Source organism: Microcoleus sp. A2-C3 (genome assembly GCF_036706065.1).
Classification (GTDB): domain Bacteria; phylum Cyanobacteriota; class Cyanobacteriia; order Cyanobacteriales; family Microcoleaceae; genus Microcoleus.
Genome location: NZ_JAUBVX010000014.1, coordinates 62,197 through 86,394, shown reverse-complemented (window position 1 = coordinate 86,394; position 24,198 = coordinate 62,197). Strand labels below are relative to the sequence as shown.

The window sequence follows — 24,198 nt, the reverse complement described above, 5'->3', positions numbered from 1 at the left end:
TCAGTAGTCGCGCTAATTAAACCTAAAACTTTGTTTGGTATTCAGAAACACCGAATCAAGGCGGACACGGGGGTACGCCCCCTACAGAAACCTGGTTTCTCTATGTTATATTTTTGGGGATGAATATTGTTACTGTTTTAGTCCTCGCAGGCGGGCTTGGGCTGTGTAAGAGCGAATTGTATTCGCCCGCAATCATTATATTTATCCGGATATAACAGGATATTGCAGGAATCTACTGCCAAATAAAGGTATAAAAAAATGGTAAAATTGTTTGTGACAACAGCCGTCGCTGGCATCATGATTAATCTGGCAATTTCTAGCTTAGGATTTGCTGCTTTAGTTCGCCCGATTCCTGCGATGAATCCAACTGTTGCGGTGCTAGAAAGAATGCTGGGCGCGACACAAACGCCGGCGGCGATCGACTATTCGCGCTTGGGGATTGGCGGCGTGCGGTTGGGGATGTCTGTAGAAGAGGCAAAACGTAAGTTGGGAAAACCTCAACGCGACGAAACTAAACCGGGCGGTAAGGCGATCGGTGGCAAGATTCGCACGCTAACCTACTCAAAATTGACAGTAGCAGCCTGGGATGGCAAAGTTTATTTAATTTCTACTACCAATCCCAAGTTCGTGACAATTGATGGGATTAAGGTAGGAGATAACAGCAAAAAAATTGTTAAAACTTACAGTTATGGGTCGCAATCTGTGCAGGGTGAAGTGACTCGGTTGACTTACAGTAACGATCAAAAGGCTTCTAATTTGGTTTTGGAAGTTAAGGGCGATCGCGTGCAAAAGATTATTATCGGCACGCAGCTCAACTAAAATATTACACAATAGTCCAAAAATCCCGCGTACAGGTTCGATCGTTCGGACTTCAGCCCTGCTTATTTATGAGAATTTTCAGCCTTTCGGTGAGTTGACTGGAGGGCTTTTTCTTGATGCGCGATCGGGCTTAGTTCAGCCTCCGGGCGATCGCCCCTGATAAAATAGTATAATGTTAGTGTTTTTAATATCTGTCTTTCGTGAGTGAGTTTGAGCCGACTAATTTAGAGGCAGTATAGGAGTGAATACGCTTTCAAGCCGGGGCAGATAACCTTCGCTTGACTCTCCACGCACAGCAAGAGATGCTTGAGGAAAACATTACACTAGATCAAGTAATTCAAGCATTAGTTAGAGGTCAACTGTTAGAAAACTATCCTCAACATCAGCGCGGTGCTTGCTGTTTATTCGGCGGTTTTTCTCAAGATAGTCGTCCCTTGCACATTGTCTGTACTACTGTCCAACCGTTACTGATTATTATCACGGTTTATGAGCCAAAACTGCCCAAATGGATAACTCCCACCACTAGGAGGCAATTAGAATGAAATGCAGTATTCAAGGATGTCCAGGTACTTATGAGGAGCGGGAAATCATTCACGCTGTTCGATACCAAGGTGAAATCGTCGTAATCGATAAAGTTCCCGCAGAGGTTTGTATATTCTGCGGCGATATCCTCCTGAAACCGAAGACTGTTCGACAAATTGAAGAGTTACTCAAAACAAAAATAAAACCTGCACGTTCAGTGCCACTTTATGAGTATTCAGCATCAGGTAAAGGCTAGTACGAAACATATTAAAAAATAAGGTACGCAATGCACACGATACACCTTACTTCGGTGAGTTTATAGAGTGGCTTTTTCCTGAAGCGCGATCGCCCAAATCTCCTTAATCCTCTTCATCATCATCCGACAATTTTGCCATTTCCTCAGCAATTAGTGTCTGAAAATCCTCTCCACAGTGCAGGTTCAGGTGAATTGCAGCACTCATGAACTATGCTAGAATTTCAGCTTTTTGTCGATCGCTCAAATCAGGTAACTGAAGCTGATGGATTAAAGTAATAACATTTTGACACTCAGTACCCAGTTCTTCAATTAACGTGCTCAGCGTAGAATTAGTTACAGAAATTGTCCGATTCCTAACTTCCATATTGATTTACATCGTTTACGGTTGTTTTTGGATGATTTAACCGCAGAGAGCGCAGAGGACACAGAGGAATAGAAGAGAGAGATCAACAAAACAATGTAGAGACGCGATATCGCATCTCTACACATATTTCAAAGTAAAGTGCGCCTCAGCGCACCCTACTAATTAGCTGTTCTGGGGAACGGGAGAAGGAACGCTCGAACCCACAGAATTACTCGACGCACCAGTCTTAGCCCGCTTCTTGATCAAGATTGGCTTGACGCTGTTTTCTCCACCAATAGGGGGATCTTCTTGTTGAGCGTAATCCGCGCCCATCCAAGCAGGACGGCTTTGATCGAAGGCCATTTGCAAAGCAGCAGCGGCGATCGCGTGGGCGTCGTACTCTTCGGACAACTGAGACACCAGAGGTAAGAAAGATGCCATCCGTTCGCCAGCCAAAGCTTCGCGAACTTTACCCTGCATCTTTTCCAACTGACGCGCTTCAATTTGGGCGCGTGTCGGAATGTTTCTCACCGTTAAGCTCGATCGCACGTGGCGTTCAATCAATCGCAATTTGCGGCGATCAACAGGTTGAATCAGCGTGATTGCAGTTCCTTCGCGACCAGCCCGGCCGGTACGTCCGATCCGGTGAACGTAGCTTTCTACGCTATCGGGCAAGTCATAGTTAATCACGTGAGTCAAGTGATCCACGTCCAAACCCCGCGCCGCAATATCAGTCGCCACTACCCAGCGCACCTGACATTGGCGGAACCGATGCAGCAAACGTTCCCGCTGTGCTTGGTTCAAATTACCGTGATACTCGTCAACGCTGTGACCGGCTGCTTGCAGTTGGCTAGTAAGTTCCGCCGCCGACTGCCGCGTCCGCACAAAAATCAGTGCAGATTCTGGGTCTTCCATTTCTAGGATTGGCTGTAGAGCTCTTGCCTTAGACCAGCCGCGAGGAATCATGTACACGCCTTGGCTAATCCGCTTCGGCGTTGCTTTTGGCTGTTCTACGGTGACGTTGACTGGGTTGCGCAAATGGCGCGTTACCAATTTCCGAATGGAAGCTTCCATCGTCGCCGAGAAAAATGCCGTTTGACGATCTTTTGGTGCAGCATCCAAGATTTTTTCCACATCTTGGATAAAGCCCATGCTCAGCATTTCGTCAGCTTCATCCAAAACCAGCCATTTTACCTTGTCTAGTTTCAGGCTGCCGCGGCTCAGCATATCTAGTATGCGTCCGGGTGTACCGACAACGATGTGAACGCCGCGCTTCAAACGCTGCATTTGGCGATCGATCGATTGACCACCGTACACCGTCAGAACTTGCAGAGAGCGACCGACTTTTACCGGGCCGTCGCTGCTGATACCGCTCAAATCGCGGATGGCTTCAGTTACCTGCATCGCCAATTCGCGAGTCGGTGTCAGCACCAATGCTTGCACCGCAGTTACATCTAAATCAATCCGCTCCAAGATGGGCAACGAAAATGCTGCCGTTTTGCCAGTTCCTGTTTGGGCTTGACCCACAACATCGCGACCTGCTAACAGGTGTGGAATGGCTTGTACTTGGATGGGAGTAGGTTCTGTAAAGCCGAGTGTTTCCAGATGGAGAACGAGTTCTTCCGAAAGACCCAAGCCTTCAAACAATAAATTCATTAATGCTCCTAATAACGAGTCCTTAGCCTTCTAAGTTGCCCAACTCGGATGCGGATTTCTGCTATAAGGCAGGAACTCATTATGAGTTCTGTACGGTGCTGCGCCTGCGCGCACCTTTTTAAATAGCAATCGAGTATAGGGCAGCTCCGTCGATGGTGACTAAATTTACCGATTCGACAGCCGTCTTTGATTTTGTGACATCACCGATACCAACCGCCAGCGATCGGGTTATCGACTTCCAACATTCTTAAAATAGTACATTGGACTTCCTTTGAGGTACTTGCAAGCTTTCTCTCTAGGGCATTTTATAGTGAGGATGATGACCAGCCCCACTGAACTGCACTACATATTAGTAGTTACAGGTTTGTTAGTTCAGGCGCTATCCCGCAATCCGTCGCCTGCGGGATTCAACAGGGGATGCAGCGACCGTTACCGCCTATCCATCTCAACACTCTTTCGGGATACCGTTGTGGTGTAGGGCGGACGGCGAAGCAATCTCAAATCATCCCCGCTGGTTTCTGACTTTATATTAGCATAACTCTTTACATTCAGAAACAAAACAGTGAACTACCCGACGGTGACCTGCGGTACAGCACGGGCTTCCCAATTCATTGGCAACAGCCGCCAGAACTCCGTAATTCTATTGGTCTTACATTGCCTCCAAGGGCAGGAGTCCTGGTTCCCAAGACCCATACTTTTTCTGGCAACACGTACCTATGAGCTTGGTTTTCGCTTACGGCATTGGTTGTCAAGATGTACCAATTTTATCAGAAGAATTGCTCGTTTCCTCATCCACCCCGTCGCTGTTCCACAGCACGGCTTGGAATTCGACTCGCGGGAGTGGAATCGTCAACTCACTGGCACTCATCCCGACGCGAGGCTACACTCTTAGCGCGGGGCTGATGCTGCTTTGGCGGGCGGGACAGTTCGAGCTATACTTCTACTTGACCGTAGAGGTCGTAGACATCTGAACTCGTAATTTTCACAGGTACGATCGATCCCAGCCGTGCTTCTCCTGTCACATAGACGAGTCCATCTACTTCTGGGGAAAATCTGGCGGATCTACCAATCAACTCACCTGTCTCTGGCTGTTCTTGTTCTATCAGGACATCAACTACCTGACCGACAGATTCTTGATTCTTCTTCAATGATATAGGTTGTTGTGCCGCCATTACCGAATCGCGCCAAATTTCCATTTTTTCTGCTGGCAGTTGATTTGGCAAGCTGAAGGCTGGAGTACCTTCTTCGGCGGAAAATGTGAATACTCCGACGTGATCGAATTCGTGGCGCTTGACAAATTCCAGCAAGTGTGCTGCGTGTTCGTCGGTTTCGCCGGGGAAGCCAACAATAAAAGTTGTTCGCATCACGGCGTTGGGAATTGCTGCTTTGAGCCGATCGACTATAGCATCATTAATCCCAGCTTGAAAAGGTCTGTTCATCGCCCGCAGAATTTCCGGGTGCGAATGTTGCAGAGGTAAATCCAAGTATGGCAAAACGTTGGGCGTTTCGCAGATTGCCGCCACAACTTGCGGAGTCAAACCTGTAGGATATGCGTAGTGCATCCGAATCCAGGGTACATCTACTTCACCCAAAGCGCGCAGTAGTTCGGCTAGCTTCGGTTCGCCATAGATATCTTTGCCGTAGTTGGTGGTAATTTGAGAAATTAAGATAATTTCTTTGACACCTTCCGACGCTAATTGCTTAGCTTCGGCGACAATAGATTCGATCGTGCGCGATCGTTGATTTCCGCGCAAGTGGGGGATAATGCAAAATGCACAGCGGTAGTCACAGCCTTCTGCTATTCGCAGATAAGCGACACCCTCAGATGTCGTGCGGTAGCGGGGAGTAGTTTCGTCAGCGATGTAAGTAGGTTCGCTAGAGACGAGGGAAACTCGATCGCCCTTTTCGACCCGCTGCATCACATCAACTATTTTATGATAATCGCCAGTGCCGACAATTGCGACTGCTTCTGGCAATTCATCCAGCAATTGTTGTTGAAAATGCTGTGCCATGCAGCCAGTGATGACTACTTTTTTATTAGCTTCTGCCAATTCGACCAAAGTGCGGACTGACTCTTCTCGCGCAGCTTGGATAAAACTGCAAGTATTGACTACAACATAATCGGCTAATTCTTCATTAGAATCTACTTGATAGCCCGCTTGAGCCAGCAAGCCAATCATGTGTTCGGTATCTATGCGATTTTTTTCGCAGCCGAGGTGGGTAAATGCGATCGTTGGCTTCGTTGCCATGAAGTAATTTTTAGTGTTGCGCTATTTTCAAGAACGTTTTATGTTATCACACAATTTGATAATCTGCAATGTGTAAGTGAAAGCTATCGACTGTTGTCGTGTCCGTATGCGATCGTCACATAGAAGATCGATCGCCCGCAAGCATAATTTCGACTCGCTAGTTCGGCAAGCCAGCGACAAAAATCTGGTCGGCCGTCAACCTCAATTCTGGAAAAGCCAGCGACTCAACTATGTCATCTCCCTGAAACTGGTTGATTTGATATTCCCCGTCAACCAACTGGTAAACCGAGATAGTAGGTTGTTTCGGATTGCCAATGAAGCGTCTGCCGCCCAAAGCAGCATAATCCACAACCCAATATTCCGGGATACCCAGTCTTTCATAATCAGCTACTTTAACCAGGTAATCATCTTGCCAGTTCGTGCTGACTACTTCTACAGCCAGTCGCACCGAAGACCCCATCGTGATGATAGATTCTTTTTTCCAGCGCGGCTCGTTTGCAAGTGCGGTTCTGTCTAGGACTATTACGTCTGGCTGATAACCTGCTTCGTCACGGGAAAGCTTGAGTAGGCAGTCACCTGGAATTGAGTAGGGTAATTCACGACGGTCAATTTCAACCGCTAGTTTTGAGTTTATAAAACCCGTAACTTCCGAATGGTCGCCGGTTCCTAAAGGCATTTCAACAATTACTCCATTGTGTAGTTCGTACTTATGGACAGAGTTCTCTGGATACCAAGCAACGAACTCATCAAACGTGATTGTTTTGGATATGGTTTGGATCATGTTGTGGTTTCCTCTGTCTGGTGATTAGTATGCGGAAAGCTCAAATATTACACAAGGACTTAGGACAACGTTGTTCGTAATCCTTGACATAGGAAGTGAAGTTTGGTATGATCTCGCGTCCATAATATCAAAATACCGATCGCACAGATCGACTAAATCTCAAATCAGTATCTACGCGATCGATCGTTGTGAGCGATTGTATCTTATGTTTAAATTAGGCTGGAAACACCAAAGACAAATCGGGAAAACCCGGAATTGCAACAGCTTCATCGGGCAGACCAACTCGTTGCGATCGATAATTAAAATCTCCTTGTCTTTTTTGATCAGGTTCGCTGTACATTTCCAGTTGATTATCAACCAAATTAAATATCCAATAATTAGAAATCCCAGCTTCCGCGTAGAGAAATAACTTAGTTTTGCGATCGTACTTCAAAGTAGAATCCGAAACCTCAATTACCAACAAGATATCCGCAGTATTACTAATTTTAACCGCCCGGTCTTCTTCAACCCGCTCTCTAGTGGGTGCAAGTTTGTGTAGACGCGAATTCCATGTGCTCGGTCTTCTTACACCATCTGATTCGAGGATACATCAGGAGCGATCGTCCGACCAACTTCACCCGCAAGCACTTGCGTAGCAGACGCAGCAGTCAATTGCCCGTAAGAGTTTGCGCCCAAACCATTAACTTGACGCATCAAAGTGCCCATTTCCAAAGCACTCATCGCATAATTCCAGCCCAAATTGCTCTTAATTCCCGCCCTTTCCAAAGCTTGCTGCATCGTGTCAGTCGTCACCACCCCAAAAATCACCGGCACACCAGTTTGAAAAGCAGCCGCAGCAATTCCCTTAGAAACCTCACCAGCTACAAAATCGAAATGAGGAGTTTGGCCGCGAATTACCGCACCCAGACAGATTACCGCATCGTAGCGGCCAGAAAGAGCAGCTTTGCGCGCCACCAATGGAATCTCAAAACATCCCGGAACCCAATAAAAATCAACTTGATTCCCCTCAGGATTAATATCAACCCCGTGGCGTTTCAAACAATCTTGACATCCTTCCAAAAGTTTGTTGACAATCAAATCATTAAAACGACCGATCACAATCGCAAATCGTAAAGATTCTGTTTGAGTAAAAGTTCCCTCGAAAACAGTCATAGTGTTTCTAGTTTAGATTTTAGGTTTTAGATTTTAGTTTTTTGTTGGCGAGAAGGCAAAAGTTAGAAAGCTGAAACATCTCATCTTAATTTCAAGTGCAAAAATATACAGGTTCGTCGTGCTGGCTGTAGAATTCCTAGCTTCTGCCGAATGCGGAATGACTTTAAATTACTGGTTAATGCCTTCAACCTTCTATCTTTTACCTTCTTTTTTCGATAGTCTTAGGCGAAATTAAACTACCAAAAAGTTTAAGACACCGACTGCAATAACCAGTAAGAACCAGAGACCAGAACCAGCATAAATCAGCGTTTTAGACTGATTCCAGTTTTGGGGAGAGGCATAGGCAACTGGCACGCCAACAACCATCACAAAAGACAGTAGCACGAGACCTAGTAAAACCACTTGAAACAGAATTGATAACATCTTTTCTCCTTTTGATATAACCGTGCGTGGACGAGAAATAGTTTGTCATAACCTGGCAAAACATTCCAGATTATAGTTTTTGACAATTTCCAGATGGTCGATCGAGAAATTGTCGGTTGATTGATACGAAAGAGACTGTGCAAATTCGAGCATGGCGCGAACAGGCCTTAGTAGCTCTTGAGATTTTTATCAATTTTATCATTGTTCGCAGCACAGAAAACTGGATTCGATACTGGCTGAAGCTTATATTAAACAGTCCAGGACGCACTTGCAACCTCAGAAACCGGGTTTCTTTCGTGATTTATCGTTCCTTGTCGCCAATTTTTCGTAGAAACCCGGTTTCTAGCCCATGCGTAAGTCATGTTAAAGCCCGATCGCCCGATCCGGTATCCGAGCACCAGAAATTGCTAGTGTGGGAGTGAGAGATGCGAGATTTTCGGCTATGGACTTAGTTTTGTGCCACACAACAGCAGATTTTGACAGCTTGGGCGCGGCGGTGGGACTTTGCGTGCTGCGCCCCGGTAGCAGAATCGTGCTGACTGGCGGTTGTCACCCGACGGTGCGAGATTTTTTGGCGCTACACCGCGACGAGTATCCGCTGATTGAACGTCGATCGGTCAATCCGCAACAAATTCGATCTATTAGTATAGTGGATGCCTCACAGCGTGATCGACTAGGAAAAGCCGCCGAATGGCTAGACTTGCCACACCTCAACGAAATAGCCGTTTTTGATCACCACCTACAAGCTGATTTGGACATCCCCGCCACGGTGACACAGATTGAAGCAGTTGGCGCAACCACCACATTAATTGTCGAACAACTGCGGGAAAAGCTCAAAAATGCAGCCGAAAATGGCGATACAGTGTCCCAGCTTTTACCTTCGGAAGCCACAGTCATGGCCCTCGGTATCCACGTCGATACAGGTTCCCTCACCTTTGAGGGCGCAACCGCGCGAGATGCAATGGCTTTAGCGTGGTTAATGGAACAGGGAGCAAGTTTGCGGGTAATCGCGGAATATGTAGAACCCGGTTTGTCTCCGCAATTGCAGGATTTGCTGAGAGAAGCATTGGAGAATTTGCGATCGCAAACCTTGCATGGTTATACAGTAGCTTCAGTATTACTATCTACTGAATCTTATGTTCCCGGACTTTCGGCGCTGGCTTCTCGCTTGCTGGATTTGACTGAAACCGATGCTCTACTTTTAGGTAATGTTTATAACTTTAGCGAAAATGACAACCGCAACATTGCTGAATCGCCAGTTTCCAACCGCTTAGCTATTATCGGTCGATCGCGCATCGAAGGCACAAACCTCAGCGAATTATTCAAACCCCTCGGCGGCGGAGGCCACGCCCGCGCCGCATCCCTCGCTACACGGGATGTTGATCCGCTGCTGACTTTGAATCAATTAGCCGACCAACTCAAAGCTCAAATCCCCCATCCTCCAACCGCCCGCGAATTAATGTCATCTCCAGTGCGGAGCATTCGCCCGGAAACTTCGGTGGGGGAAGCTCACCGTATCCTCCTACGCTACGGACATTCTGGGCTTTCGGTGGTCGATACGGGCGATCGGCTTACCGGGATTATCTCGCGCCGCGACATTGACATTGCCTTGCACCACGGTTTCAGTCACGCCCCAGTTAAGGGTTACATGACTCCGCAGCTCAAAACCATCGCCCCGGATACCTTGCTGCCAGAAATTGAAGCTTTAATGGTGACATACGATATCGGGCGTTTGCCAGTATTGGAAAACGGCCAACTGGTGGGAATTGTGACTCGCACTGATGTATTGCGGGAGTTGCACCAGCAAAAGGCGCGAGATAGCGGCAGTAATACTGAGTTGTCTAATTGTCCCATGCCCGAATCGGTTGAGCAGTTGTTGCGATCGGGCATTAGTAGCGAATTATGGCAATTATTGTCGATCGCAGCCAATATTGCCCAAGAACGCGGCTGGCAACTTTATATTGTCGGTGGAGCAGTCCGGGATTTACTGTTAGCCACGGATGATAAACTGGCACTCACTGATATTGATTTGGTAGTCGATGGCAACTGCGGCACCGACGATTCAGGTGCTGGAGTAGAGTTAGCTGCATCGCTGCAAAAGCTTTACCCAGACTCGCGTTTAGACGTTCACGGTCAATTTCAAACCGCCGCGCTTTTATGGCACAAAGACTCGGCTTTCGGCTCGCTGTGGCTGGATATCGCTACGGCTCGTACTGAATTTTACCCTTATCCGGCTGCAAATCCTGAAGTTGAAGCGAGTTCGATTCGCCAAGATTTGTACCGCCGAGATTTTACAATTAATGCGCTGGCTGTGCGGTTGGGTGTGCCTCGCAGTGGCGAATTGTTAGATTTTTTTGGCGGTTTGCTAGACTTGGAAGCGCGCCAAATTCGAGTTTTGCACGCCAATAGTTTTATCGAAGATCCGACGCGAATTTATCGGGCTGTGCGGTTTGCGGTGCGGCTGGGATTTTCCATTGAGTCGCAGACTGAAGGATACATCCGCAACGCTTTGGAAAGTGGGATTTATTACCGGATTCAGGGAGAAAATGGCAGAGCTCCGGCTTTAGAAACTCGGCTGAAAAGTGAGTTAAAGTACATTTTGCAAGCTCCTTATTGGCAGGCTGCTTTACAAATGCTGGGAGATTTGCAGGCTTTGCGCTGTATTCATCCTACTTTGGATTTGGATCGCGAATTGTGGCGCAGGTTGCGTTTGCTCGATCGATGTTTGAATGGCCGGAAGTTCGGCAACGAGCAAAGTACGGGATTTAACGGATTGATGTTGAAAGAAGCAACTATTGCCAATTCCCAATTCCCAATTACAAATTCCCAATTCCCAGTTATCAATATTCCTGATTGGCTGATGCGGCTGGAAGTTTTGATCGCTTATTTAGCACCGGAATATCGGGTTAAGGTAGCGGGAAATGTTCAGTTACCTGCTGACAGTATTAAACGGCTGGAAGTTTTGGAAGCTGGAAATCAGGAATTAGCAGAGAATTTGCCGAAGTGTAAGTTACCGAGTCAATTGGTGTTTCTGTTGAGGAATTATGAGTTGCCGCTGTTAATTGCGATCGCCCTACAAAGCCCCCGAAGTATCCGTCGCCAGATTTGGGAATATCTCACTCTGTGGGTAAATGTTGAGTCGCCTTTAAACGGCAACGACTTGAAGGCATTGGGTTACAAGCCGGGGCCTGGGTTTAAACGGATGTTGGATGATTTGTTGGCTGCTGCGTTGGATGGTCATTTGGGCGATCGGGCTACTGCCATCTCTTTCTTAGTACAACATTATCCTCAATCTTAGCATGGTGTGCTTAACAGTTGACAGTTGACAGTTGACAGTTGACAGTGAAGTTTTTAGGCAGGGGATTTAAGCCCGTGCCTAAAAACAATCCACCTAAAAGTGGGGGTTTAAATCCCCTGTGCTTTCGGTTAAGCTGTTTTGCATTTAAATCGTATGTCGAAAAATAGTCAAACTCCTGTGGGGTGGGCTTCGACGCTGCCCCGAATATACAATTTAAATGTGCAACAGCTTAGGACATTCTTAATTCCTTCTTCCTTCTTCCTTCTTCCTTCTTCCTTCTTCCTTCTTCCTTCTTCCTTCTTCCTTCTTCCTTCACAAACCGATCGCAAATTATTAATATTTCTAGAATTTACGTGAAAAAACAGCGTCCTCCAGCTTTGATCGCAATTGTCCTTTACAAAAGTTTTGTCGCTGCCCTCTTAACAGTAACTTCAATCGCTTTGCTTTTAGCACTAAAAAATCATCAAGCCTTGGAAGATTTTTCAGAATCTTTCTTCTTAGAATCAAAACTTCAAATTGTTGAATTTTTGTTAGACAAAATTCTCATGCTCAAAACTAAAACTTTACTATTTAGCGGACTTGCTGCCGCAGTGTATGCAGGTTTGACTGCTGTTGAAGCTGTTGGCTTGTGGTGCGAAAAAGGCTGGGCAACAATTTTAGTATTAGTGCTAGTAGGAATCAGTATTCCGCCAGAAATATATGAGTTATTTCAGGGTGTCACCGTACTTAAGTTAGTCGTACTTATGGCAAATATAGCCGTGTTATGGTATTTGCTGCACCATTTGCCGAAGCACGGCAAGAAATATTAAACTTGAGTTCCACTCAATTTTAATTATTGAATTATTTGCGTTTATCAGTGTTTATTCGCTTGAAATCTGCGGTTAACAGTTCGATCGCATATTTAGGCAATTCAAGCCTATTAAAGTTGAGTTAATTGAGAAGACACTCCCTGGATGCGATGCCAGCATCTTCAATAGTAGGCTGATGTCTTGCTCTGTTACATAAGTAGGTCGGCGGGATTAAACTGAACTATGTAACTGTATATAAATAGCGTCTCCTAGTCCTGCTTTCTTGGCATTTTTATACTTGACGATCGTTTACATAGTTGCGTTTTACAGCGCCGACCTATTTAAGCCATTGGTTTTAATGTCCTGACATTTCTTTCACCGCATCGGGGCTGTTGTGTATGGCCAATCGATCGATCAATGTGGCACTTGCTTCATTCAACCCAATCAGATCAACCTCTGCACCATTACGGCGGAATTTAATCACTACTCGATCGATCGCCGCAACTGCCCCTTGATCCCATAGGTGAGCATGGGTAAGATCGATCGAGACGCGATCGACCACTTCTTGGAAATCAAACGCCTCTAAAAAATCATGTACTGACACAAAGAAAATTTGCCCAGCGACGTTATAGGTGCGATGGCTGCCATCAGCACTGAGCGTTTTATCCACAAACACCAACTTGGCAATCTTGCGAGAAAAGAACACCGTACTCATCACAATTCCCGCGATTACGCCAATGGCTAAGTTATGAGTTAAAACCGTGATCAAAACAGTCGTAATCATCACGGCGGTTTCACTCCGAGGCGTGCGGGAAATATTCTTAATCGATGCCCAGCTAAATGTCCCGATCGACACCATAATCATCACAGCAACCAAGGCCGCCATCGGCATTTGCTTGACCCAAGTTCCCAAGACAAGAATGAAAAATAGCAGAAAAACACCCGCAACAAAGGTTGAGAGTCTTCCCCGTCCACCAGACTGAATATTAATCACCGATTGCCCAATCATGGCACACCCTGCCATCCCGCCAAAGAACCCAGTTATGATATTGGCAATGCCTTGACCCTTAGCTTCCTGGTTTTTATCGCTGGGTGTGTCGGTGAGTTCATCCAGCAGTGAAGCTGTCAGCAATGATTCCAACAAACCGACGATCGCCAGTGTCAAGGCGTAGGGAAAGATAATCTCTAAGGTTTCCAGATTTAATGGTACTTTTGGTAGAGCAAAAAATGGCAAAGCACTGGGCAATTCCCCCATGTCGCCCACGGTGGGAACATTGAGTTTAAGGGCGATCGCAGCAACAGTCATCACCACAATTGCCACCAATGGCGAAGGCACTACTTTTGTAAAGCGAGGCAGGATATAGATAATTGCCAGGGAGAGTGCTGTAATCACATATACCGTCACAGGTACATTAGTTAATTGCGGCAACTGCGCCATGAAAATCAAAATCGCTAGGGCATTGACAAATCCAACCATTACTGCACGGGGCACGTACTTCATCTGTCGCCCCAATTTCAGTACCCCAAACAGAATTTGCAACACTCCAGTCAAAAGAGTAGCGGCGAACAAATACTCCAAGCCGTGCTCCTTCACCAAGTTGATCATTAACAATGCCATTGAACCTGTGGCTGCTGAAATTAAGCCCGGTCGTCCACCGAAGATTGCCGTCGTCATGGCAATGATAAATGAGGCATACAGTCCAATTTTGGGATCGACGCCAGCAATAATTGAAAAGGCGATCGCCTCTGGAATCAGTGCCAAAGCGACCACTGCTCCTGCCAAAATATCAGCTCTCACATTTGAGAACCATTCCCGTTTCAGGGCTTGAATATTCAAAAGTTCCTCCTTAATTAGCGATCGACTGCAAAAGTAGATCCACGCTCACTGCCTATGAACGTTACCTACTAGCAAATATTGGATTGTGTTGAAATACTTTCTGAAAAATGCCTATCAGATGCCAAACGCCTCTACTGCGTGGGTTCACCACAGACACCATCAACTTAAACCGCTCTTAAGGTGGACTAACTGCTAACTTAACGAGTTTCTGACAAACCATCGATCTCACAATCCCTGCTTTATTCCATTAACCAAGTTGAATTCAGATGTTTTCCCGATTAAGCTGGAATCATGGGTGACATCATATCAGATTCTGATGTCTTTGTGTCCAACTTCACTGAGTCGATCCTTTTTTATTTTTTTAAGCTCACGATCGCGATTCGGCAATCTTGCTGATCATAATGTTGCTCACAATTTAAATAAGAACCTAAATCTTTACAAAAATTGCCTGATTGTAAAGATTTAATAAAGCAAAGAGGGGTTATACCCCCCAGGCGTTATAGTCAAGTTATATAGATGCACCCTGATGGCTTTCCCGTTCCACAAGAGCGGGATTTTTATTGGGCAAATATTGTGTTAAGTTTTAAGACAACTGCTACAGATAAATTGATATGGCAGAGATCAAGCCAAAAGTAGGGCGCAGGTCGATCGAATATTAGTCCTAAAGAAAGCGAAATAACCCAAAGGCGGTAGCATAGTTTGGGAACCGGCCATCAACAAAAGATGAACTCAGCGCCAGCAACAGTCCTGCAACAGGGCAACTACCAAATTAACGCGACTTTAGGCAGAGGAGGGTTCGGCATCACTTACCGAGCTACCCACACCCAATTAAACCAAACCGTCGTACTCAAAACCCTCAACGAAAGTCTGCGCCAACACCCAGCATCAGCCCAGTTTCAGCAGCAGTTTATTGCCGAAGCCCAACGCCTGTCGCGGTGTCAGCATTCCAACATCGTTAGGATAATTGACTTTTTTGAAGAAGCCGGACAGTCTTTTATTGCGATGGACTACATTCCCGGCAAAACCCTCGCCCAAATAGTCGAAACCGATCAGCCGCTGCCATTCGCCCAGGCTCTGCACTACATTCGGCAAATAGCCTCAGCCGTAAGTACAGTTCACCACAGCGGATTGCTACACGGAGACATCAACCCAGAAAATATGATCCGGCGAGATGATTCTCATCTAGTAATGTTGATAGACTTCGGTATTGCGCGCGACTTTACCGCCGGCACCAAACAAACTCACACTAACTTGCTTTCTCCGGGCTACGCGCCGATCGAACAATACCTCTATGACGGTAAATGTACACCGGCCACAGATGTCTATGCGATCGCAGCCACCCTCTACTACTTGCTCTCCGGCGTACCGCCCGTAGCAGCACCCCTGCGCGATCGCATTCCCCTGGCTTGTTTGCGGCAATTTCAGCCCAACCTCAGCCCCCGAATCGAGCGAGCAATCCTTCAAGGACTCGAAACCGACCCCGACAACCGCCCCCAGACAGTGGAAAATTGGCTTACCATGCTGCAAGAAACAGAGCGAGTATCAGCAGAGAGAACAGGCAAGCAAAGTCTGCGATTGCCCGCACCTCCCCCGCCGCAATTGACTTTCCTAGCGTTTGTCGTAACGGCTGCAATTGCCGGCTGGATGGGTTTTGACCTGGCATGGCGCTACAACAGCACGAGTGTCAGCAGCAACGGATCGACAACTCAAGCCTTCCCATCTCTCGAAGATTTGCTCAAATCCCGCGATTTGTCAGGGCCGATGTTCAGGCAGCCGTCTGTCGAAAGCAGCCCTCTCGTTCCGCTCCAACTCAACAAGGGCCCCAAGCCTACATTAGACAGCAGCAGCATACCCGAACCGATCGACTCCTCAACAGCCATCTCCCAACCTTCTGCGCTCCCGAATCCGCAAACTCCCGCCCCAGAGCCCCAAGCGGAACCTTCAGCATCCCCAACGCCCGATCCCCAAGCGCAGATCTCTGAGTACCCCATTCCAGAACCTAAAACTGAAATCCAGCCAGCACCCGAAGCAGCATCCGCACCAGTACCAGAAGTTCCGCCTCTGCCGCCCGAACCCCGCAGATACTCTTCTCCCGTACCCGCACCAGCCCCGTCTGCTCCCAAGAGTTCTGAAGCTTTTCCACAGGAAGAATCCGCGCCAACAATACCATCACCGGTTGTAGGATCGGCCGAACCGCCAATACCAAGCCAAAGCGGCAGCAATTCCGATACTTCGATCGCACCTTACTCCCCGCCCCCTGTTGCAGAACCAACAGTGCCGTTTCCTGAACCGGCGACAAATTAGTATTCTTTTTGTTGGTTAAAAGGGCGGACTAATACTTGCTTTGAGGAGTGAGTAAATATCAATCGATTGTGGATAAAATAACGCCATTCCGCACCACGGATCATCTCGCACAACCTGCGATCAGCTCATAAAATAGCAACAGCCTATGCCGGAATTTATCGAATATTTCCTATTCCCTAAGCACTCTGAATCCCACGCAAAATAAAACGTATAAATATTTGATATTTAGTTATAAATTATGTTAACATTGAAGCACGATGGCCTGCGTTGTGTGATATCGCGCATTAGTTCTGCCAACCCTACTAAGCTTGAGAAAGCCTTTAGTAACACCAGAGCTGAGAATGCACCGATTTACCGTGGTGGGGCCCTATGTGCGATCGCGAACCATGAAAAAAATTGTTTGTTTCCCGGCTACGCTCCGGGCAGTAGATCATTTCCGGCAAACTTCCTTTCTTTGGGAACAAGCACCATCGGGGAGAATCAAGTTATAATTTGTTGCGGAAGCGCACAGAGATTTTTTTATGAGTAAACCACCAGTTCATGCTTTTTTTGTAGGCAGAGCAGTTGCCGAAGCACTATACGAGCAATTAGAAAGCGCAGCAACCAACGCTTTCTCCGAACTCGGCAAATTTGATGCCGAACAAAGAGAACGCCTGCGCCAGTTCACCGATCGAGTTGTAGAACGCGCAAATCGATCTGCGGATGAAGCAATGCAGACCAGAGGCACTGCAACCAGCACCACTACCATTCAAGACATCCATCCCGCCGACTTGCAAGTCACCATTGACGAACTGCGCGCCGAAGTCGCCCTGGTGCGATCGGAATTACAGCGCTACCGCAGCAGTTTGCCTTAAAAAGATCCGACCGCAACAACTATTATTTACGACTACGTGAGCGCAAAGCAATGCGCTCCTGCGCTCCTAAGTAGGTCATTGCAAAAAAACAATAGTATCTGGTAGGGGCGGGTTTAGCTAAGAATCACGAGATACAAGCGAGTTTATCAAGGCAAAACCCGCCCTCATCCTCCCTAATGTTTATTTGTACCCACCTTCCTACCTGCAATCAAAGCTACAACATAAAATAAGCAATTTGGGAACCCAAGTGTCTGCTCTCCTTGATGACTCTGTTAATCGCCAGCGCTCCCCCAAGCGCACTAGCGAAGCCGATGAGCTAAAAACTGCTGGTAAATCCTACAAAAGTAAAGCTTATCGCTGGAATCGCGAAAAATACTCCCGGAAGCGGCGCTTCTTCGACATTTGGGCCTTTGTCCTGCTCTGGCTGGCTTCGCTGTGGCTCGACAGCAAAAATTGGAGCTACTGGGGAGGCGTAACTGAAGAAAAGAAAGTTTCCAGACGCCGCTTTCAAGCTATCTGGGTTCGAGAAACACTCTTGGATTTAGGTCCGACTTTCATTAAAGTTGGACAATTATTTTCCACCCGTGCCGATTTGTTCCCCGCAGAGTTTGTCGAGGAACTTTCTAAGCTGCAAGATAAAGTGCCTGCTTTCAGCTACGAACAGTTAGAAATAATTGTCGAGCAAGATTTGGGCAAGACAGTTCAGGAACTCTACCGCAGCTTTGACCCGGTGCCCTTGGCCGCTGCTAGTCTCGGTCAGGTACACAAAGCTCAACTGCATTCGGGCCCAGAAGTCGTAGTCAAAGTGCAACGCCCTGGACTGCGGAAGCTGTTTGAAATAGATTTGCAAATTCTTAAGGGAATTGCTCGTTACTTTCAAAACCATCCTAAGTGGGGCCGCGGCCGAGATTGGATGGGGATTTATGAGGAATGTTGTCGCATTCTATGGCTGGAAATTGACTATCTCCATGAAGGCCGCAATGCTGATACTTTTCGCCGCAATTTTAGCAACTGCGACTGGGTGCAAGTGCCGCGAGTTTATTGGCGGTACGCGGCTCCGCGAGTGCTGACTTTGGAATACTTACCAGGGATTAAAATCAGTCACTACGAAGCTCTCGAAGCTGCCGGGATCGATCGCAAATTAATCGCTCAGTTAGGCGCCAAAGCCTATTTGCGGCAGTTGCTCAACGATGGTTTTTTCCACGCTGACCCACACCCCGGTAATATCGCTGTTAGTGCCCAGGGATCTCTGATTTTCTATGATTTCGGCATGATGGGGCAAATTCAGTCCAACGTCCGCGAAGGACTGATGGAGACTCTCTACGGCGTTGCTTCTAAGGATGGACAGCGGATTATGGATTCTCTCATCAATCTGGGCGCTTTGGTTCCGACAGGTGATATGAGTCCAGTGCGCCGATCGATCCAGTATATGCTGGATAACTTCATGGACAAGCCTTTTGAAGAGCAGTCGGTGAGCGCGATTACCGACGACCTTTACGATATTGCCTACGACCAACCTTTTCGCTTCCCAGCTACCTTTACTTTTGTAATGCGAGCTTTTTCAACAATTGAAGGGGTCGGTCGGGGTTTAGATCCCGAGTTTAACTTTATGGAGGTGGCACAACCTTTTGCCATGCAGCTTATGAGTAATGGAAATGGACCTGATGCAACTAGCAGCATTTTTAACGAACTCGGCCGCCAAGCGGCTCAGGTGAGTTCGACTGCTTTGGGTTTGCCCCGCCGGATTGAGGAGACTATTGATAAACTCGAACAGGGAGATTTGCGGATTCGCGTCCGTTCTGCCGAAGCTGAGCGGTTGATGCGTCGCATGACCAGTGTTCAAATGGGCACGAATTATACTTTGATGATGAGTGCTTTTACTTTGTCTGCGACAATTTTGTTTGTCAGCAATCAAGTCTGGGCGGCTGTCGCTGTGGGGTTGCTAGCTGCTGGTGCGGGATTAGCTCTGCTGCGTTTGTTCCGACGGATCGATCGATTAGACAGAATGTCATAATGCGGGTAATTTGGGATCAAAAATTTCCGGCTTGAGATTTCTCACCAGCCAAAATTTGACGAGTGAATGTTAAGTTTTGGCTGGCTGACAACGGATTTATAAAATTCACAGCACTTACTTTGATGCTCAAAACTTGGCTTTCTTGATTTTTAGCCAGCCAAACCTCTAATTTTTGGTAGAAATCCAGTTTTTTGGGGCAGCCGCTGGTTCAGGCGGCTTGATTTACGGAAATTTGCAGACGGAATGAGCATCAGACGATCTACAATGTAAGGCTAATGAAGTACAATTTTTCCAAGACTAGCGATCGGCAGAAATTTCAAGTCTCGTTCGGGATTTAAGTTTTGTTATCAAAAATTGCACCAGTTAAATCAAGATTTCAAGTTCGATGAGTCCAATCACCCAATCTATGAAACGCTCTTTCGCAGGTAAGACAGACACAGGGCTAGTTCGTTCCGTAAATCAGGATTCGTACTACATAGACCCTGACGGGCGATTTTTCATAGTGGCTGACGGCATGGGAGGACACGCCGGAGGTCAAGAAGCCAGCCGGATTGCGACTGGGGCGATTCAATCTTATTTGATCGAACATTGGGAAGGGCCTGAAGATTCTCCACAGTTGTTGGAAAAGGCTTTTTTAATTGCCAATCAAGCAATTTTGACGGATCAGCTTGACCATCCTGAGCGCGCTGATATGGGTACTACGGCTGTGGTTCTGATCTTTAGGGATGAGGGCAGACCTTGGTGCGCTAATATCGGGGACTCTCGTTTGTACCGGCTGCACGGAGCTCGCTTGGAGCAGATTACTGAAGACCAGACTTGGGTGGCTCAGGCTGTGAAAAGAAAGGCCCTGACTCCGGATCAGGCTCGCAGTCATCCTTGGCGTCACGTTTTGTCCCAATGTTTGGGCCGCGATGATTTGCGGGAAATAGATATTTTGCCGGTGGACGTAAAGCCTGGGGATCGCTTGCTGCTGTGCAGTGACGGCTTGACTGAGGAACTTTCCGATCCTTTGATTGCTTCGCCTCTGAAGTCGATTCGCGCTGGCGAGGGTGCTGCAATTGCCTTGATTGAAGCAGCTAAGGATAAAGGGGGACGGGATAATATTACTGTGGTGATCGTGACGATGGATTTAAAATAATATTCTCGCGCCCTCGCGCACCTCAAAATCTCAAAATCTCTCAATCTCCCAACCTAAAATCTAAAATCGAATGGTTCGCGTTATCGGTTTGATCAGCGGCACCTCGGTGGATGGCATTGATGCTGCTTTGGTGGATGTGGTCGGTTCCCAAACAGACTTAAAAGTGAATTTGGTGGCCGGCAAGACTTTCCCTTATCCTGCTACTTTGCGATCGCAAATTCTCTCGGTTTGCAGCGGCTCAGCTTTGTCAATGGTTGAATTCGCCGAATTAGATGATGCCATCGCCCAAGAATTTGCCGCGGCAGCCTTGACAATTCAAGCAGAATATGATAAAGCAGAATTAATTGGCTCTCACGGTCAAACCGTCTACCACCGACCGCCAGGGAATGCCGAAAAGAGCAGTGTTTCTGCTGCACACACGCCCGGCTCAGACATGGGTTACAGCTTGCAACTCGGCCGGGGGGCGCTCATTGCGCAATTGACAGGCATTACTACTGTGAGCAATTTTCGATCGGCAGACATTGCCGCAGGGGGTCAAGGAGCACCCTTAGTCCCAATAGTTGATGCCTGCCTGCTAGCCGAACCCAACCGCAGCCTCTGCATCCAAAATCTCGGTGGAATTGGAAATTTTACTTATCTTCCTGCTAGGAGAGATGAGGAATTGGCGGACAAGTCTGTGGTTTCGCATCTAGGCGATGGTATCTTGGGCTGGGATACGGGGCCGGCAAATTCGCTTTTAGACTTGGCAGTGGAACACTTCTCAGACGGTGCTAAAACTTGTGATCAAGGTGGAGCTTGGGCCGCCAGCGGGACTCCCTGTCAAGCTTTAGTAGAAAATTGGCTCCAGCAAGCATTTTTCCTCCAAGCACCTCCCAAATCTACAGGGCGAGAGTTATTTGGTGTAGACTATTTTAACCGTTGTTTGGTCGAGGCTCAAGGTAACAACCTCAGTCCTGCTGATGTGCTGGCTACTCTGACAGAACTGACTGTTGCTTCGATCGTTCACAGTTACCAAACTTTTTTGCCACAAATGCCCGATCGAGTTTTACTGTGTGGGGGCGGCAGCCACAATCTCTACTTGAAACGCCGATTGCAAGCACAATTGCATCCAGTGCAAGTGTTGACTACTTCTGAGGCCGGCTTGAGTGTAGATTTTAAAGAGGCGATCGCTTTCGCGGTTTTAGCCGCCTGGCGGGTTCGGGGTATTCCCGGCAATCTGCCTCAAGTTACTGGTGCTTGCGCACCGGTTCTGTTAGGAGAAATTAACTCTTGTTGGCACAGTTGGGCATGATAGCATAGAGTCTGAGGGACAACGGCTGTGCGTTGTTGCACCAGCATTTTAGCCAGCAGGAAAAGCATAGGAACAGCACTGTGGCTCACACGTTTTTAATGGAATCAGGCCAATGGACGCTCGAAGGAAGTTGGATTGAGCGCAATGGCGTGCCAATTACGGTTAAAGGTAAAACTTTAGTCAGTTGGAACCGAACAGATTGGTTCAATATGGTGACGAAGCTCGTGTTTCCTGGGGGCGATCGGGAAGAAATTATTTTGCAGTACCGAGGACACCTCGACAGCGATGAACGGCAGTATACTTTTGTACTCCAACACAGCGAACTCGGCCGCGTCGAGGGCGAAGGTTGGATTGCTCCTCAGTCGATCGTCCAACGTTACTGGGTACTCGGAGATGAACGCCAACGACGGACGGGTTTTGATACCCTCCACCGCGTTGATGACAACCGCTACTACCAATCTAGCGGCATCATGTCTGGTCATTACTTGACGAGTACGATGGAGGCAACTCTAGAACGTCAGGCGGAATAACTCTTTCTAGGGTTACAAGTTGCGAGTTCTGGGGTTTGATATCAAAATTGAAGGTCTTGCTAGTCGGAGGTCGCGCTCAGATGTCCGACTAACGCCATTCTTTTCAAACCTCATCCGCTGCAACTTAAGACAAATCTATTTATATGATTAAAAACTTAAAACTTATTCTCAAAAATTATCCAGGTTTTGAGTCTATCCCAGATCAATTATTTCTGCGATCTGTCACACTGTCGATCGACTAATTGCTCATATCGACTCCCGAAATTGACTTACATTAAGAAAGAAACGGTCAAATTTTCCCGCTAAATGATGAGTCTGTGCAGATACTTTCTGCCTAAGTCTTCTATAGCAACCGCGCCAAGAACTTCGTAACGGTCTTAACTGCTGAAACCTCTGATTTTATTGCGCATTCCCTCTTCCCTCTTCCCTCTTCCCTCTTCCCTCTTCCCTCTGAAGCCTTCTGAAGCCTTGTGTCCAAAGAGTGACGCCCCATCACCCCCAACTCATTTCCATCTGAGGGAAGAGAGTAAGAGACGGAGGTCGCCGACTGCGACTCTAAGCTACTCAAGACCTGGATTGGGTTCTAAACCCCAGTGGTGTTTGAGAAAATGGCGGTACATAGTTTCGCGCAACATCATTTGCTCGTAAAGCTTTACCAAAAACTCCTGAGCTTGTTCGCGGCTCATGTCACTTACCTGGGTTTTGAAGGAACACAGGCTAAATTGCTGCTCCAAAGACAATTCTGCTGGTTGGCTCATGACGGAAGACTCCTCTGTAAGTAAAGGTGACTTGACAGTGAAAACCTGGATTAACCAGATTTGTAAATTGTTTCAGCGATCGGCTGTTGGTTTCAGGATGCCCAGCCAGCCCATATCACTTTAGTATATTACAAAAGGTAACAATTATTTGACAAAGTTACCATCCGTCCAAGGAAATAACTTAAGGATAGAGATGGCGAAATTTCTGCAAAAGTTCCTTCCGCAGCCATATACCAACTATATCTACTTGTTAAAAGAAAAAAGGCTCAGTATGAACCAAAATAATTGAAGCCATTTATACCAAGTCTGGCAGAGATTCTCTCCGGGAGTAGGAGATGGGGAGAGTGGGAGATGGGGAGAGTGGGAAAAATCTCCCTTCTCCCTTATTCCCTCAACATCCATCCATTGACTCCCGTACACTGCTCGTTGCCGAACTTGCTTTTAGCTAATTGGAGGGCCCGACATTCTGCGGTGGAGTTGCCACTCCGGGTCTCAAATTGGGAGTTGTGGGTGCAGGCGAAACCGGAGGAATGCCCAGATTTGCCCCAGAGTTGCTAGGCTGCCCCGGAGCCGGGAGAGGAGATTGAAACTGATTGGGATTGAACTGCTGCTGCCCCGGAGCCGGGAGAGGGGATTGAAACTGATTGGGATTGAACTGCTGCTGTCCTGGAGCCACAGGAGAGGGCAGCGGTTGACCGATATTGCCCGAAGGTGCCGCAGGAATGCCAGAATTGGGAAGCGACGGATTTGGCTGCCCAGAGGAAGCCGAACTAGGTAGTGTTGCCAGGGATACTCGATCGCCCCCTACCTCTCGTAATTTGTCTAAAACCTCCACAACTTTGGCGTATTTAGCATTTTGAGGAGCGTACAACACCGTTAACCCGGCAGGATTTGTCTTCTGGAAACTCTTTAAAACTCGATCGAGCTGTTGGTAATTAACAGGCAATTGGTCTATATAAGTTTGTCCGAAATCGTCAATGCTGACAATCAGCATCTCTCGCACCTGCCTTTGTCCCGTCTTCGCCTTGGGCAAATCGACACTAATTGCTTGCTGGCCAGTTACTTGCAAAGCCGCCAGCAGAAAAAATGTCAGAATGCAAAATATCACGTCAATCAAAGGAAGCAGTTCAATCCGAGCCTCTTCAGCAGGAGTATCTAAGTGAATCTTCATCAGTTCTCCTTTGT

General features: G+C 47.3%; 23 protein-coding genes. 12 read left to right on the top strand and 11 right to left on the bottom strand.

All coding sequences use genetic code 11. The features are described from left to right. Positions 1–258 precede the first annotated feature (258 nt). The 3 genes from QUB66_RS10520 to QUB66_RS10510 all read left to right on the top strand — a co-directional run bounded on the left by QUB66_RS10520 (position 259) and on the right by QUB66_RS10510 (position 1,597). A complete protein-coding gene (locus QUB66_RS10520; RefSeq protein ID WP_332969829.1) occupies positions 259–819 on the top strand; it encodes a hypothetical protein in 561 nt (186 codons plus the stop codon). A 278-nt stretch (positions 820–1,097) separates the two neighbouring features. Continuing rightward, complete coding sequence (locus QUB66_RS10515) at positions 1,098–1,361, top strand: DUF4258 domain-containing protein (protein WP_332969830.1); 264 nt, start codon at positions 1,098–1,100, stop codon at positions 1,359–1,361. Further along, positions 1,358–1,597 carry a YgiT-type zinc finger protein gene (locus QUB66_RS10510; protein WP_265235681.1) on the top strand — a complete coding sequence of 80 codons (240 nt, stop codon included), beginning with the start codon at positions 1,358–1,360 and terminating at the stop codon, positions 1,595–1,597. Before QUB66_RS10515 ends, QUB66_RS10510 begins: the two co-directional genes overlap by 4 nt. A gap of 208 nt (positions 1,598–1,805) precedes the next feature. Here QUB66_RS10510 and QUB66_RS10505 read toward each other — a convergent pair whose 3' ends face one another. Both QUB66_RS10505 and QUB66_RS10500 read right to left on the bottom strand, forming a co-directional pair. Further along, positions 1,806–1,961, bottom strand: a complete 156-nt coding sequence (locus QUB66_RS10505; protein WP_332969831.1) for a hypothetical protein — start codon at positions 1,959–1,961, stop codon at positions 1,806–1,808. 162 nt (positions 1,962–2,123) lie between these two features. After that, positions 2,124–3,596 carry a DEAD/DEAH box helicase gene (locus QUB66_RS10500; RefSeq protein WP_265235679.1) on the bottom strand — a complete coding sequence of 491 codons (1,473 nt, stop codon included), beginning with the start codon at positions 3,594–3,596 and terminating at the stop codon, positions 2,124–2,126. A gap of 716 nt (positions 3,597–4,312) precedes the next feature. Between QUB66_RS10500 and QUB66_RS10495 the strand changes: the two genes are divergently transcribed. Beyond that, positions 4,313–4,567, top strand: a complete 255-nt coding sequence (locus QUB66_RS10495; protein WP_265235678.1) for a hypothetical protein — start codon at positions 4,313–4,315, stop codon at positions 4,565–4,567. Here QUB66_RS10495 and rimO read toward each other — a convergent pair. The 5 genes from rimO to psbZ form a co-directional block, all read right to left on the bottom strand. After that, positions 4,529–5,845 carry a 30S ribosomal protein S12 methylthiotransferase RimO gene (gene rimO, locus QUB66_RS10490; protein WP_332969832.1) on the bottom strand — a complete coding sequence of 439 codons (1,317 nt, stop codon included), beginning with the start codon at positions 5,843–5,845 and terminating at the stop codon, positions 4,529–4,531. The genes QUB66_RS10495 and rimO overlap by 39 nt on opposite strands. Positions 5,846–6,002: 157 nt before the next feature. Beyond that, positions 6,003–6,626 (bottom strand): Uma2 family endonuclease, encoded by a 624-nt coding sequence (locus QUB66_RS10485; protein WP_332969834.1) that lies wholly within the window; start codon positions 6,624–6,626, stop codon positions 6,003–6,005. Positions 6,627–6,840: 214 nt separating this feature from the next. Continuing rightward, positions 6,841–7,092 (bottom strand): Uma2 family endonuclease, encoded by a 252-nt coding sequence (locus tag QUB66_RS10480; RefSeq protein WP_332971233.1) that lies wholly within the window; start codon positions 7,090–7,092, stop codon positions 6,841–6,843. A 98-nt stretch (positions 7,093–7,190) separates the two neighbouring features. After that, the gene (gene ribH / locus QUB66_RS10475; RefSeq protein ID WP_332969835.1) at positions 7,191–7,778 is read right to left on the bottom strand and encodes a 6,7-dimethyl-8-ribityllumazine synthase; all 588 of its coding nucleotides are present in this window, start codon (positions 7,776–7,778) and stop codon (positions 7,191–7,193) included. Positions 7,779–8,009: 231 nt separating this feature from the next. Further along, complete coding sequence (psbZ, locus tag QUB66_RS10470; protein ID WP_106148334.1) at positions 8,010–8,201, bottom strand: photosystem II reaction center protein PsbZ; 192 nt, start codon at positions 8,199–8,201, stop codon at positions 8,010–8,012. Positions 8,202–8,643: 442 nt separating this feature from the next. Here psbZ and QUB66_RS10465 point away from each other — a divergent pair, with 442 nt between their 5' ends. Then, on the top strand, positions 8,644–11,499 hold the full coding sequence (locus tag QUB66_RS10465) for a CBS domain-containing protein (protein ID WP_332969837.1): 2,856 nt from the start codon (positions 8,644–8,646) through the stop codon (positions 11,497–11,499). A gap of 167 nt (positions 11,500–11,666) precedes the next feature. Here QUB66_RS10465 and QUB66_RS10460 read toward each other — a convergent pair whose 3' ends face one another. Then, entirely contained in the window at positions 11,667–11,828 is a 162-nt protein-coding gene (locus QUB66_RS10460) for a hypothetical protein (RefSeq protein WP_265235670.1), read from the bottom strand. 24 nt (positions 11,829–11,852) lie between these two features. Here QUB66_RS10460 and QUB66_RS10455 point away from each other — a divergent pair, with 24 nt between their 5' ends. Next, positions 11,853–12,308 carry a DUF2127 domain-containing protein gene (locus tag QUB66_RS10455; protein WP_265235669.1) on the top strand — a complete coding sequence of 152 codons (456 nt, stop codon included), beginning with the start codon at positions 11,853–11,855 and terminating at the stop codon, positions 12,306–12,308. Positions 12,309–12,642: 334 nt separating this feature from the next. Here the strand turns inward: QUB66_RS10455 and QUB66_RS10450 are convergent, their stop codons facing one another. Then, positions 12,643–14,124: a SulP family inorganic anion transporter gene (locus tag QUB66_RS10450; RefSeq protein ID WP_265235668.1), complete on the bottom strand. Its 1,482-nt coding sequence runs from the start codon at positions 14,122–14,124 to the stop codon at positions 12,643–12,645. Between the two features lie 723 nt (positions 14,125–14,847). Between QUB66_RS10450 and QUB66_RS10445 the strand changes: the two genes are divergently transcribed. The 6 genes from QUB66_RS10445 to QUB66_RS10420 all read left to right on the top strand — a co-directional run bounded on the left by QUB66_RS10445 (position 14,848) and on the right by QUB66_RS10420 (position 22,255). Continuing rightward, positions 14,848–16,428, top strand: coding sequence for a serine/threonine protein kinase (locus QUB66_RS10445; protein ID WP_332969838.1), 1,581 nt, complete (start codon positions 14,848–14,850; stop codon positions 16,426–16,428). Positions 16,429–16,949: 521 nt separating this feature from the next. Then, a complete protein-coding gene (locus tag QUB66_RS10440) occupies positions 16,950–17,282 on the top strand; it encodes a DUF6825 family protein (protein ID WP_265235666.1) in 333 nt (110 codons plus the stop codon). A gap of 247 nt (positions 17,283–17,529) precedes the next feature. Continuing rightward, the gene (locus QUB66_RS10435; RefSeq protein ID WP_265235665.1) at positions 17,530–19,296 is read left to right on the top strand and encodes an ABC1 kinase family protein; all 1,767 of its coding nucleotides are present in this window, start codon (positions 17,530–17,532) and stop codon (positions 19,294–19,296) included. Positions 19,297–19,702: 406 nt separating this feature from the next. Beyond that, positions 19,703–20,434 carry a PP2C family protein-serine/threonine phosphatase gene (locus tag QUB66_RS10430; RefSeq protein ID WP_265235664.1) on the top strand — a complete coding sequence of 244 codons (732 nt, stop codon included), beginning with the start codon at positions 19,703–19,705 and terminating at the stop codon, positions 20,432–20,434. Between the two features lie 70 nt (positions 20,435–20,504). Next, a complete protein-coding gene (locus tag QUB66_RS10425) occupies positions 20,505–21,725 on the top strand; it encodes an anhydro-N-acetylmuramic acid kinase (protein WP_332969839.1) in 1,221 nt (406 codons plus the stop codon). A gap of 98 nt (positions 21,726–21,823) precedes the next feature. Then, positions 21,824–22,255 carry a hypothetical protein gene (locus QUB66_RS10420; RefSeq protein ID WP_265235662.1) on the top strand — a complete coding sequence of 144 codons (432 nt, stop codon included), beginning with the start codon at positions 21,824–21,826 and terminating at the stop codon, positions 22,253–22,255. Between the two features lie 560 nt (positions 22,256–22,815). On the opposite strand, the gene QUB66_RS10415 is transcribed toward QUB66_RS10420, so the two are convergent. Both QUB66_RS10415 and QUB66_RS10410 read right to left on the bottom strand, forming a co-directional pair. Next, positions 22,816–23,013 (bottom strand): NblA/ycf18 family protein, encoded by a 198-nt coding sequence (locus QUB66_RS10415; protein ID WP_106150106.1) that lies wholly within the window; start codon positions 23,011–23,013, stop codon positions 22,816–22,818. 445 nt (positions 23,014–23,458) lie between these two features. Continuing rightward, complete coding sequence (locus QUB66_RS10410; RefSeq protein WP_265235660.1) at positions 23,459–24,184, bottom strand: ExbD/TolR family protein; 726 nt, start codon at positions 24,182–24,184, stop codon at positions 23,459–23,461. Positions 24,185–24,198: the final 14 nt, after the last annotated feature.

Excerpts from the sequence above, each read along its gene's own strand:
- QUB66_RS10410 (WP_265235660.1), bottom strand. The coding sequence starts at position 24,184 with ATGAAGATTCACTTAGATACTCCTGCTGAAGAGGCTCGGATTGAACTG.
- QUB66_RS10500 (WP_265235679.1), bottom strand. The coding sequence starts at position 3,596 with ATGAATTTATTGTTTGAAGGCTTGGGTCTTTCGGAAGAACTCGTTCTC.
- ribH (WP_332969835.1), bottom strand. The coding sequence starts at position 7,778 with ATGACTGTTTTCGAGGGAACTTTTACTCAAACAGAATCTTTACGATTT.
- QUB66_RS10440 (WP_265235666.1), top strand. The coding sequence starts at position 16,950 with ATGAGTAAACCACCAGTTCATGCTTTTTTTGTAGGCAGAGCAGTTGCC.
- QUB66_RS10415 (WP_106150106.1), bottom strand. The coding sequence starts at position 23,013 with ATGAGCCAACCAGCAGAATTGTCTTTGGAGCAGCAATTTAGCCTGTGT.
- psbZ (WP_106148334.1), bottom strand. The coding sequence starts at position 8,201 with ATGTTATCAATTCTGTTTCAAGTGGTTTTACTAGGTCTCGTGCTACTG.
- QUB66_RS10495 (WP_265235678.1), top strand. The coding sequence starts at position 4,313 with ATGAGCTTGGTTTTCGCTTACGGCATTGGTTGTCAAGATGTACCAATT.
- QUB66_RS10485 (WP_332969834.1), bottom strand. The coding sequence starts at position 6,626 with ATGATCCAAACCATATCCAAAACAATCACGTTTGATGAGTTCGTTGCT.
- rimO (WP_332969832.1), bottom strand. The coding sequence starts at position 5,845 with ATGGCAACGAAGCCAACGATCGCATTTACCCACCTCGGCTGCGAAAAA.
- QUB66_RS10430 (WP_265235664.1), top strand. The coding sequence starts at position 19,703 with ATGAAACGCTCTTTCGCAGGTAAGACAGACACAGGGCTAGTTCGTTCC.
- QUB66_RS10510 (WP_265235681.1), top strand. The coding sequence starts at position 1,358 with ATGAAATGCAGTATTCAAGGATGTCCAGGTACTTATGAGGAGCGGGAA.
- QUB66_RS10445 (WP_332969838.1), top strand. The coding sequence starts at position 14,848 with ATGAACTCAGCGCCAGCAACAGTCCTGCAACAGGGCAACTACCAAATT.
- QUB66_RS10520 (WP_332969829.1), top strand. The coding sequence starts at position 259 with ATGGTAAAATTGTTTGTGACAACAGCCGTCGCTGGCATCATGATTAAT.
- QUB66_RS10420 (WP_265235662.1), top strand. The coding sequence starts at position 21,824 with ATGGAATCAGGCCAATGGACGCTCGAAGGAAGTTGGATTGAGCGCAAT.
- QUB66_RS10505 (WP_332969831.1), bottom strand. The coding sequence starts at position 1,961 with ATGGAAGTTAGGAATCGGACAATTTCTGTAACTAATTCTACGCTGAGC.
- QUB66_RS10425 (WP_332969839.1), top strand. The coding sequence starts at position 20,505 with ATGGTTCGCGTTATCGGTTTGATCAGCGGCACCTCGGTGGATGGCATT.
- QUB66_RS10465 (WP_332969837.1), top strand. The coding sequence starts at position 8,644 with ATGGACTTAGTTTTGTGCCACACAACAGCAGATTTTGACAGCTTGGGC.